Source organism: Burkholderia sp. KCJ3K979 (genome assembly GCF_016759955.1).
Classification (GTDB): Bacteria; Pseudomonadota; Gammaproteobacteria; order Burkholderiales; family Burkholderiaceae; genus Burkholderia; species Burkholderia orbicola.
Genome location: NZ_JACFYV010000223.1, coordinates 1 through 10710, shown reverse-complemented (window position 1 = coordinate 10710; position 10710 = coordinate 1). Strand labels below are relative to the sequence as shown.

Annotated in this window: 8 protein-coding genes; 4 read left to right on the top strand and 4 right to left on the bottom strand. The window is 70.3% G+C overall.

Translation table 11 applies throughout. From position 1 onward, the window contains the following. The 4 genes from H3O04_RS29980 to H3O04_RS29965 all read right to left on the bottom strand — a co-directional run. The coding region (locus H3O04_RS29980) for a molybdopterin oxidoreductase family protein (protein ID WP_202589052.1) at positions 1 to 2351 on the bottom strand (2351 nt) is incomplete at its 3' end. 16 nt (positions 2352 to 2367) lie between these two features. Then, on the bottom strand, positions 2368 to 2712 hold the full coding sequence (gene nirD / locus H3O04_RS29975) for a nitrite reductase small subunit NirD (RefSeq protein ID WP_006478931.1): 345 nt from the start codon (positions 2710 to 2712) through the stop codon (positions 2368 to 2370). Between the two features lie 38 nt (positions 2713 to 2750). Beyond that, positions 2751 to 5333, bottom strand: a complete 2583-nt coding sequence (gene nirB, locus H3O04_RS29970; RefSeq protein WP_202589051.1) for a nitrite reductase large subunit NirB — start codon at positions 5331 to 5333, stop codon at positions 2751 to 2753. Between the two features lie 21 nt (positions 5334 to 5354). After that, positions 5355 to 6680, bottom strand: coding sequence for an MFS transporter (locus H3O04_RS29965; protein ID WP_202589050.1), 1326 nt, complete (start codon positions 6678 to 6680; stop codon positions 5355 to 5357). Between the two features lie 657 nt (positions 6681 to 7337). Between H3O04_RS29965 and cobA the strand changes: the two genes are divergently transcribed. From cobA to H3O04_RS29945, 4 genes are all read left to right on the top strand, one after another. Continuing rightward, positions 7338 to 8099 carry a uroporphyrinogen-III C-methyltransferase gene (gene cobA, locus H3O04_RS29960; protein WP_202589049.1) on the top strand — a complete coding sequence of 254 codons (762 nt, stop codon included), beginning with the start codon at positions 7338 to 7340 and terminating at the stop codon, positions 8097 to 8099. Positions 8100 to 8219: 120 nt separating this feature from the next. Continuing rightward, positions 8220 to 8816 carry an ANTAR domain-containing response regulator gene (locus H3O04_RS29955; RefSeq protein ID WP_027812380.1) on the top strand — a complete coding sequence of 199 codons (597 nt, stop codon included), beginning with the start codon at positions 8220 to 8222 and terminating at the stop codon, positions 8814 to 8816. A gap of 5 nt (positions 8817 to 8821) precedes the next feature. Further along, complete coding sequence (locus H3O04_RS29950) at positions 8822 to 9874, top strand: CmpA/NrtA family ABC transporter substrate-binding protein (RefSeq protein WP_202589048.1); 1053 nt, start codon at positions 8822 to 8824, stop codon at positions 9872 to 9874. Positions 9875 to 10015: 141 nt separating this feature from the next. After that, the gene (locus H3O04_RS29945; protein WP_202589047.1) at positions 10016 to 10615 is read left to right on the top strand and encodes a uracil-DNA glycosylase family protein; all 600 of its coding nucleotides are present in this window, start codon (positions 10016 to 10018) and stop codon (positions 10613 to 10615) included. Positions 10616 to 10710 lie beyond the last annotated feature (95 nt).

The window sequence follows — 10710 nt, the reverse complement described above, 5'->3', positions numbered from 1 at the left end:
ACGTACAGCCGCTCGGTGTCGGTCAGCGGCGGCGGCGCGAGATTGGCGACGCCGAGCGCAGCCGCGAAAGTGTCGATGTCTGCCATGTCGGATTCCTGTGAAGCCGTGATCGGCGAGATCGCGGGCGCGGGCGGTGCATCGTCCGCGCGTACGTCAGCGCGCGCCGTGTCGTCGTCGGCCGACGCGAACGCGTCCGTGTCGACGCGCGTCAGCGCGACCGCGCAGTATTTCAGTTCGGGTTGCTGCGATTCCGGGTCGATCGCGTCGTTCGTCACCGCGTTGATGCACAGATCGTCGCCGTATACGTCGTTCCAGTGCATCGGCGCGAAGCAGTTGCCGCGCCGCACGCGCTCGGTCACGACGGCCGGCAGCACCGCGCGGCCGCGCGCCGAACGGATCTCGACGCTGTCCTTCGCGGCGATGCCCAGCGCGCTCGCATCGTCCGGGTGCAGTTCGACGAACGGGCGCGGGTTGAGCTTGTTCAGCATCGCGACCTTGCCCGTCTTCGTCATCGTGTGCCACTGATGCTGCAACCGCCCGGTGTTCAGCACGATCGGGAACGTGTCGTCGGGCAGCTCGGCCGGATCGACGTGCGGCCGCGCGAAAAAGCGCGCCTTGCCCGACGGCGTCGGGAACGCGATGCGCGGCGCGGCGCCGCCGTCGGCTGCCGTGCGCAGCGTCTGGCTCACGCCGTCGTTCAGGTAGCGAATCGGGTGCCGCTCGCGCGCGGCGCCCGGCGCGACCGGCCACTGCACGGGCCCGTCGCGCAGCGCCGCGTGGCTCGCGCCGCGCAGGTCGTAGCCGGTCGCCGGATTCGAGAAGCGGACGATCTCATCGAACACGTCGGCCGCCGACGCATAGTCGAACGCGTCGCCGAACCCCATTGCGCGCGCAACTTCCGCGACGATGCGCCAGTCGGGCAGCGCGTCGCCGGGCGGCGCGACCGCCGCGCGCATCAGCGTCATGTTGCGCTCGGAGTTGATCATCACGCCGTCGCCCTCGGCCCACAGCGCGCCGGGCAGCAGGATGTCGGCGTAGCGATTGGTCTCGGTGTCGAGGAACGCGTCCTGCGCGATCACGAGCTCCGCGGCCTGTAACCCGGCGATCACGTTGCGCCGGTTGGGCACGGTCGCGACCGGGTTCGTGCAGACGATCCAGCACGCCTTGATGTCGCCGGCCGCCATCCGCTCGAACAGGTCGACCGTGCCGTTGCCGGTGTCCTGGCGCAGCGTGCCGGCGGGCACGCGCCACAGGTTCTCGACGAAGCGGCGGTCGTCGTCGGACGCCACCGAGCGCTGGCCCGGCAGCCCCGGCCCCATGTAGCCCATCTCGCGGCCGCCCATCGCGTTCGGCTGGCCGGTCAGCGAGAACGGCCCGCTGCCCGGGCGGCAGATCTTGCCGGTCGCGAGATGCAAGTTGCAGATCGCGTTGGTGTTCCACACGCCGTGCGTGCTCTGGTTGAGCCCCATCGTCCAGCAGCTCATCCATTCCTGCGCGTCGCCGATCCATTGCGCGGCCGTGCGGATGTCGGCTTCCGCGAGCCCGGTGATGTCAGCGACCCGCTCGGGCGTGTAGTCGGCGAGAAACGCGGGCATCGCGTCCCAGCCTTCGGTGCAGGTATCGATGAACGCGGCGTCGGTGCGCCCGTTCGCATGCAGCAGGTGCAAGAGCCCGTTGGTCAGCGCGAGATCGGTGCCCGGCCGGATCTGCAGGAACAGGTCGGCCTTGTCGGCGGTACCGGTGCGGCGCGGATCGACGACGATCAGCTTCGCGCCGGCCTTCACGCGGTCCATCATCCGCAGGAACAGGATCGGGTGACAGTCGGCCATGTTCGCGCCGATCACGAAGAACAGGTTCGCGCGATCGAAGTCCTGGTACGACCCGGGCGGCCCGTCCGCGCCGAGCGACTGCTTGTAGCCGGTGCTCGCGCTCGCCATGCACAGCCGCGAGTTCGACTCGATGTTGTTGGTGCCGACGAACCCCTTCGCGAGCTTGTTGACGAGATACTGCGCCTCGATCGACATCTGCCCCGACACGTAGAACGACAGCGCATCGGGCCCGTGCGTATCGAGCACCGCGCGCAGCCGCCGCGCGGTCTCGGCGACCGCGTCGCGCGCCGGCAGCGGCACGAGGTCGTCCTCGCGCGCGCGGCGCACGAACGCGCGGTCGAGCCGCCCCGAGCGGCGCAGCGCGACGTGCGCCGACGAACCCTTCGTGCAGAGCCGCCCGAAGTTGGCCGGATGGTCGGCGTCGCCGGATACCTTGACGACTTCGCCGTCCTCGACGTGCAGCACCATCCCGCAGCCGACGCCGCAGTACGGGCACACGCTCTTGACGGGGGTGGCGGTCATGCGTGCTCCCGGGCGCTCAGGCCGCGATCCACACGAAGCCGTCCTCGACCCGCGACGGATACGCGTTCACCGATTGCTCGGGCGCTTCCAGGCATTCGCCGGTCCGCAGGTCGAAGTGCTGCTTGTACAGCGGCGACGCGACCACGACGCGCTCGCCGAGGCTGCCGATCAGCCCGCGCGACATCACCGCGGCCTGCGACACAGGATCGACGTTGTCGATCGCGAACACGCCGCCGTCGGCATGCGCGACGTGAAACACGGCGACCTGCTCGCCGTTGACGAGCGCGCACACGCCGGTGTTCGGCACGATGTCGTCGAGCGGGCACACGCGGGTCCAGGACAGCGGAAGACGATCGTTCATGATGGGCTCCTTTGAAAGACGGGGGTGTCGGTCGGGGGTCAAACGGTCGCGGGTTCGGCGACGACCGGAATCGCCACGGGCTTGCCGCCCGCGCGCTCGGCGGGCGTCGCCGGCCGGATCTGGCCGCGCGTCTCGACGAACTCGATGGTCGTGTCCGGCGCGTCGCTGTTCACGAAGTGGCGGAAGCGCTTGCGCGTTTCCGGATCGGTGACGGCGCGCTTCCATTCGCACTCGTAGGTGTCGACCACGTGCTGCATGTCGGCTTCGAGCTCGGCCGCGATCGCGAGCTTGTCGTGCACGACGACGTCGATCAGGTAGTCGAGCCCGCCTTCGAGGTTGTCGCGCCACACGCTGGTGCGTTGCAGCCGGTCGGCCGTGCGCACGTAGAACATCAGGAAGCGGTCGATGTAGCGGATCAGCGTGTCGCGATCGAGATCGGACGCGAGCAGTTCCGCGTGGCGCGGCTTCATCCCGCCATTGCCGCACACGTACAGGTTCCAGCCCTTCTCGGTCGCGATGATGCCGACGTCCTTGCCCTGCGCTTCCGCGCACTCGCGCGTGCAGCCGGACACGCCGAACTTGATCTTGTGCGGCGCGCGCAGCCCCTTGTAGCGGTTCTCCAGGTCGATCGCGAGGCCGACCGAATCGTCGACGCCGTAGCGGCACCACGTCGACCCGACGCACGACTTCACGGTGCGCAGCGCCTTGCCGTACGCGTGCCCCGATTCGAAGCCGGCCGCGATCAGTTCCTCCCAGATCGACGGCAGCTGCTCGACGCGCGCACCGAACAGGTCGACGCGCTGGCCGCCCGTGATCTTCGTGTACAGGCCGTATTTTTTCGCGACCTGGCCGACCGCGATCAGCCCTTCCGGCGTGACTTCGCCGCCCGGCATGCGCGGCACCACCGAATACGTGCCGTCGCGCTGGATGTTCGCGAGGTAGTAGTCGTTCGAATCCTGCAGCCCCGCGTGCTCCTTCTTCAGCACGAACTCGTTGAAGCACGACGCGAGGATGCCCGCGACGGCCGGCTTGCACACGTCGCAGCCGAGGCCGCGGCCGTGCTTGTGCAGCAGTGCGTCGAACGTCGTGATGCGCTCGACGCGGATCAGGTGGAACAGCTCCTGACGCGAATACGGGAAGTGCTCGCACAGATGGTTGTTGACCGCGAGGCCCTGCTTCTTCATCTCGGCCTTCATGATCTGCGTGACGAGCGGCACGCAGCCGCCGCACGACGTGCCGGCGCCCGTGCAGATCTTCAGCGCGCCGAGGCTCGTCGCGCCGTCGGCCACGGCCGCGCAGATCTGCGACTTCGACACGTTGTTGCACGAGCAGATTTGCGCGCCTTCCGGCAGCGCGTCGACACCGATCGCCGGCTTCGCGGCGCCGTCCGACGACGGCAGGATCAGGAATTCCGGCGACTCGGGCAGCTCGATGCGGTTCAGCATCATCTGCAGCAGCGTGCCGTACTCGGCGGCATCGCCGACCATCACCGCGCCGTGCAGGAACTTGCCGCAGTCGGACACCACGAGCTTCTTGTAGACCTGGCGGCGCTCGTCCGCGTACTGGTAGGTGCGGCTGCCGGCCGTCGTGCCGTGCGCGTCGCCGATGCTCGCGACGTCGACGCCCATCAGCTTCAGCTTCGTGCTCATGTCGGCGCCGGCGAACGCGGCCGCCGCCGCTTCGTCGGCGTCGCCCGCGAGCTGCTTCGCGACCACGCGCGCCATGTCGTAGCCGGGCGCGACGAGGCCGTACACCGTGCCGTTCCAGGCCGCGCATTCGCCGATCGCATAGATGTCGGCGTCGCTCGTGCGGCACGCGTCGTCGATCGCGACGCCGCCGCGCGGACCGATGTCGAGCCCGCACGCGCGGGCCAGTTCGTCGCGCGCGCGGATGCCTGCCGAGAACACGATCATGTCCGTGTCGAGATGCGTGCCGTCGGCGAACGCCATCCGGTGCGCGCCTTCGTCGCCGTCGACGATTTCGAGCGTGTTCTTGCCGGTATGCACGGTCACGCCGAGCGCCTCGATCTTCGAACGCAGCATCCGGCCGCCGCCGTCGTCGACCTGCACGGCCATCAGGCGCGGCGCGAATTCGACCACGTGCGTATCGAGCCCCATGTCGCGCAGCGCCTTCGCGCATTCGAGGCCGAGCAACCCGCCGCCGATCACGACGCCGCGCTTCGCGTGCGCGCCGCACGCCTGCATCGCCTCGAGATCCTCGATCGTCCGGTACACGAAGCAGCCCGCGCGCTCGCGGCCCGGCACCGGCGGCACGAACGGCCGCGAGCCGGTGGCGAGCACCAGCTTGTCGTACGCGAGCGTTTCGCCCGATGCGAGCGTGACCGTATGCGCGGCGCGGTCGATCGATGCGACCTGCGCGTTCAGGCGCAGGTCGAACTGCGGATGACGCTCGAAGAAGCCCGGTTCGACGAGCGACAGGTCGTCCGCCGACTTGCCCGCGAAGAATTCCGACAGGTGCACGCGATCGTAGGCCGGGCGCGGTTCCTCGCCGAGCACGGTGACCTGCAGCGCGCCTGCCGTGCCGGCCTCGCCGGTTTGCGTCGCGACGCATTCGAGGAGCTTGTGGCCGACCATGCCGTGGCCGATGACGATGAGTTTCATGATGACGGTTCCCTCGGTCGATCAGTTCGCGGCGCCAGCGGCGGCCAGCGCGCGATCGCGCAGCTCGGCTTCGCGCGCCTTGTGTTCCTCGCTGAAGCGCACGGCCATCGCGCACAACGCGGTCGCGGTCACCGCGAGGCCGAGCAGGCTCAGCGTCTGCTGCACGTCGCCGACACCCTTCAGCAGGAAAGCCGCGGCCACCGCGCCGACGTTGCCGCCCGCGCCGACGATCCCCGCGACGCCGCCGAGCGCCTTGCGATCGATGAACGGCACGAGCGCGTAGGTCGCACCGCACGCCATGTGCGTGAACAGGCCGAAGGCCAGCATCGCGACGAGGGCCATGCCGATGCCTTGCGCATGCGAGAACCAGATCAGCCCGAGCCCTTCGCCGATGATCAGCGCGCACAGCAGCGTCGCGCGCACGTCGAGGCTGCGGCGGGCGGCGATCTTGTCGGACAGCCAGCCGCCGAGCGCGCGGGCGAACAATGCGAGCAGCCCGAACATCCCGACCGCGAAACCGGCGTCCTTCAGCGACAGCTTGAAGTGATCGACGTAGTACAGCGCGGCGATGTTGTGAATGAACACCTCGACGCCGAAGCACGCGCCGTACGTGACGAACAGCATCCATACGCGGTAGTTGCCGCAGGCCGTGAAGAAGCTCGCCCAGCCGCCCTTCTTGCCGCTGTCGACCGTCACGCCCTGCTTGCGCAGCGCGACGAAATCGCCTTGCGGGCAGTCCTGCGTGAAGCGCCAGTAGGCCCATGCCATCACGAGCATCGCCACGCCCGGCACGACCAGCGCGATGCGCCACGACGAATCCTCGCCGAAGCCGAGCATCAGCCCGGCGGCGACGAGCAGCGGCATCAGCGCCTGCGTCGCGCCCGCGCCGGCATTGCCCCAGCCGGCCGTCGTCGCGTTCGCGGTGCCGACCACGTTCGGCGCGAACATCACCGACGTGTGGTACTGCGTGATCACGAAGCCCGCACCGATCGCGCCGATGCCGAGCCGGCAGATCAGGAACCACAGGTAGTCGTGCGTGAACGACACGGCGAACACGGGGATCGCGCCGAGCAGCAGCAGACCCGCATACACGCGGCGCGGGCCGAAGCGGTCGCACAGCGGGCCGACCAGCAGCCGCACGGCGATCGTCGCGGCCACCGCGGCGATGTTGATGTTGGCGACTTGCGCCGCCGTGAGACGGAATTCGCGTGCGATCAGCGGCATCAGCGGCGCGCACGCGAACCACGCGAAGAAGCAGATGAAGAACGCCATCCACGTCAGATGGAACGCGCGCATCGGCGCGGTGCGGAGGCTGAAGAGATCGATACGGGTAGCTTTGTCGGTCATGTCATCCGCCAAACGAAAAACGGCGTCCTGCGCACCCGGTCTCGTCGAGACCTGATGCGTAGGACGCCGTTGCCCATGAAGCCCGTTGCCGGGCGCGTCGGTATTCGGTACTGCGGACGGATCGCCATTGACCCGTCCGAACGAGCTAACGCAAGCGACGTGCCATGTCGGCGTCGATCGCGCCGCGAGCCCCGCCGCACAAGGCGCAGCGGGCAGCTGGCACGTCACCGCGGCGAGCCGCGCGCTCTCCGTCGCGATGCACCGGGGCACAGATGTGGTGCGCTGCAGCACTGTCGTCGTGCGGCATCGCGGTGCGCGCGGACGGGGCACGATGCACACCGATGCGGCATGGCGACCGCGCGCGCGTGGCGAGCACATGCGCGCTCGCGGCCATCGCACGGTGTGCGGCACCACGCCAAGGCTGCGTCGTCGCGCCGATTGGCCCGGATATTGCTGAACCTTTCTTCACACCGGCAACGGCGCCGGTGGGCAGTCCCCGCAAACCCTGCTCGCCCTTCACCGCGAGCCCTTCAGGACAACGGCGTCCCTCCGTGCACGGCACGGCCGGATGCCGGTGCGTTTCGACCGCCTGCCGCCGCCGAGCAACAACGCGATATCAGACCGCCGCAGCGATGCGATGCGGCACAGGAACACGACATGACGACAGGCAAAGTCACGCTGCTGGGCGCCGGCCCCGGCGATCCCGATCTCCTCACGCTGAAGGCGGTGAAGGCGCTGGCCGCCGCCGACGTGCTGCTGCTCGACGATCTCGTCGCGCCCGGCATCGTCGAGCTCGCGCCGCAGGCGCGCGTGATCCGCGTCGGCAAGCGCGGCGGCTGCCGCTCCACGCCGCAGGCGTTCATCGAGAAACTGATGCGCCGCTACGCGCTGCGCGGCGCGCACGTGGTGCGCGTGAAAGGCGGCGACGCGCTGCTGTTCGGGCGCGCCGGCGAGGAACTCGCGACGCTGCGCGCGGCCGCGATTTCGGTCGAGATCGTCAACGGCATCTCGTCGGGATTCGCCGCCGCTGCGAGCCTCGGCATCTCGCTCACGCACCGCGAGCACTGCCAAGGCGTCACGTTCGTCACTGCGCACCGCCAGGACCATGGCGAACCCGACTGGGCACGGCTCGCGGCAACCGGCACCACGCTCGCGATCTACATGGGGATGAGCCGCGTCGACAGCATCGCGGCGGGCCTGCTCGCCGCGCTGCCCGCGTCGACGCCGGCAGCGGCCGTGCAATGGGCCGGCACGCCCGACGAACGCCGCTGGACCGGCACGCTGGGCACGCTCGCGCGCGGCATCGAAGCCGAGCGGCTGGGCAGCCCGGCCGTGATCCTCGTCGGCGGCGCGATCGGCGCAGCAGCCGCGCAAGGCGCGAGCACGGCAACCGGCGCGGCGCTTGCGCGGGCCGCCTGACATGCGCGGTATCGCACGGCTTCGGCCGCTTCCCGGTTCCTGCACCTCCGGCCGCGCATGCGGCCTGCGTGCATCGTCCGCCCCCTGCATCGACGCGTCACTGCCCCTGTTGCCCGCCTCATGAGTTCGTCCGCCCTGCCCGCCCGCCTGCGCGTGCTGCTCGTCACCGACACCGACAAGCCGATCGGCGAACTCGGCGACGCGCTCGCGCGCCTCGGCTACGAGATGCTGAACGACGTCGCGACGCCGGCGCGCCTGCCGGCGGCCGTCGAGGAGCAACGCCCCGACGTCGTGATCATCGATACCGATTCACCGTCGCGCGACACGCTGGAGCAGCTCGCCGTCATGCATGCGACCGCCCCGCGCCCCGTGCTGATGTTCAGCCACGACGCCGACCAGGAACTGATCCGCGCGGCGGTCGGCGCGGGTGTCAGTGCGTATCTCGTCGAAGGGTTGTCGGCCGAGCGTCTCGCGCCGATTCTCGAAGTCGCGCTCGCGCGCTTCTCGCACGACGATGCGCTGCGCCGCCGGCTGGCCGACGTCGAGCGCGAACTCGCGGAACGCAAGCTGATCGACCGCGCGAAACGCGTGCTGATGGACCAGCGCAAGCTGTCCGAACACGATGCGTATGCGGCGCTGCGCAAGCGCGCGATGGATCAGGGCCTGCGCATCGTCGACGTCGCGCGACAATTGCTCGACGCGTCACCCCAGTCATGAGTGCCATGCATACCTCTCCTCCCGCCGCGCCGGAACGCGCGCATCTTCGCCTCGGGTTCGTCGCGCTCAGCGACGCGGCCCCGCTGATCGTCGCGCAGCGCCTGAATCTCGGCGCGCGTCATGGCCTCACGCTCGAATTGAGTCGCCAGCCGTCGTGGGCGGCCGTGCGCGACAAGCTGCTCAGCGGCGAGCTCGATGCCGCGCACGCGCTGTACGGGCTCGTCTGCGGGCTGCAGCTCGGCATCGGCGGCCCGCAGGCCGACATGGCCGCGCTGATGGTGCTGAACCGTAACGGCCAGGCGATCACGCTGTCGCGCGGCCTCGCCGACGCGTACCGCGAAACCGCCAGCGTGCGCGCCGCGTTCGCGACGCTCGGCCGCAAGCCGCTGCTCGCGCAGACCTTCCCGACCGGCACGCACGCGATGTGGCTGAACGCGTGGCTCGCGTCGCACGACGTCGATCCGCTGCGCGACGTGCGCAGCGTCGTGATTCCGCCGCCCGAGATGGTCGCCGCGCTCGCGGGCGGCGAGCTCGACGGCTTCTGCGCGGGCGAGCCGTGGCACGCGGTGGCCGAAGCGTGCGGCGCCGGCCGCACCGTCGCCGTCACGAGCGAGGTCTGGCCCGATCATCCGGAGAAGGTGCTCGCGACCCGGCGCGATTTCGTCGCGCTGTATCCGGCCACCGCGCGTGCGCTGGTCCGCACGCTCGTCGATGCGTGCGCGTGGCTCGACAGCGCCGCGCACCGCCGCGAGGCGGCCGACTGGCTCGCGTCGCCCGACGCGCTCGGCGTGCCGGCCCGGCTGATCGCGCCGCGCCTGCTCGGCGACTATGGCGCGGGGCCGTTCGCGACGCCGCCGCTGCCGATCCGCTTTCACGACGGCGGCGCGGTGAACCGGCCCGATCCGCGCGAGGGCCTATGGTTCCTGTCGCAATACCGGCGCTGGGGCATGCTCGACGGCTCGCACGACGACGCGGGCATCGCCGCGGCGATCGCGCAGACCGCGTTGTATGATGCTGCGGTCGCCGAAGGCGGCGCAGCGGACTCGTCGCGGGCGTAGGGCGTAGCCGTAGGGCGCACCGCGCAGTGCAGCCGGTGCGCGCCGGGGTCACGCCGAGCCGGCGGCCTTGCCGCTGCCCGCCTGTGCCGCCCATGCCGCTCTTGCGACACCGCCTCACCACCCCGTCCCCGCTCCGAATCGATGCCGAAACGAACGCGCGCGCCGCTCGACGTGCTGCTCACCGAAATCCGCGCGTGCCGTGCATGCGAAGCCGACCTGCCGCTCGGCCCGCGACCGGTCGTGCGCGCCCATCGCGACGCACGCATCCTGATCGTCGGGCAGGCGCCGGGCGCACGCGTCCATGCGAGCGGCATTCCGTGGGACGACGCGAGCGGCAAGCGGCTGCGCGGCTGGCTCGGCGTCGACGCCGACACCTTCTACGACGAGACGCGCTTCGCGATCGTGCCGATGGGCTTCTGCTACCCGGGCCGCGGCGCGAGCGGGGACAACCCGCCGCGCCCCGAATGCGCGCCACTGTGGATGGACCGGCTGCTGGCCGAACTGCCGTCGATCCGGCTCACGCTGCTGATCGGCCAGTATGCGCAGCGGCATTTCCTGCGCGGCGCGCGCAAGGCGACGCTGACCGACACCGTGCAGGCCTGGCGCGACTATGGCCCCGCGATCCTGCCGCTGCCGCATCCGTCGCCGCGCAACCAGGCATGGTTCAAGCACCATCCGTGGTTCGACGCCGAGGTCGTGCCCGAGCTGCGGCGCCGGATCGCGCTGCTCGCGGCAGGCTGACCGGGTGGGCGCGGGGGCCGCGCCCGTCCCCGTCGCGCCCGGTTCGCTGTACCATCGCGGCTCAACCGCGTCACGAACAACACGATCCTTCATGC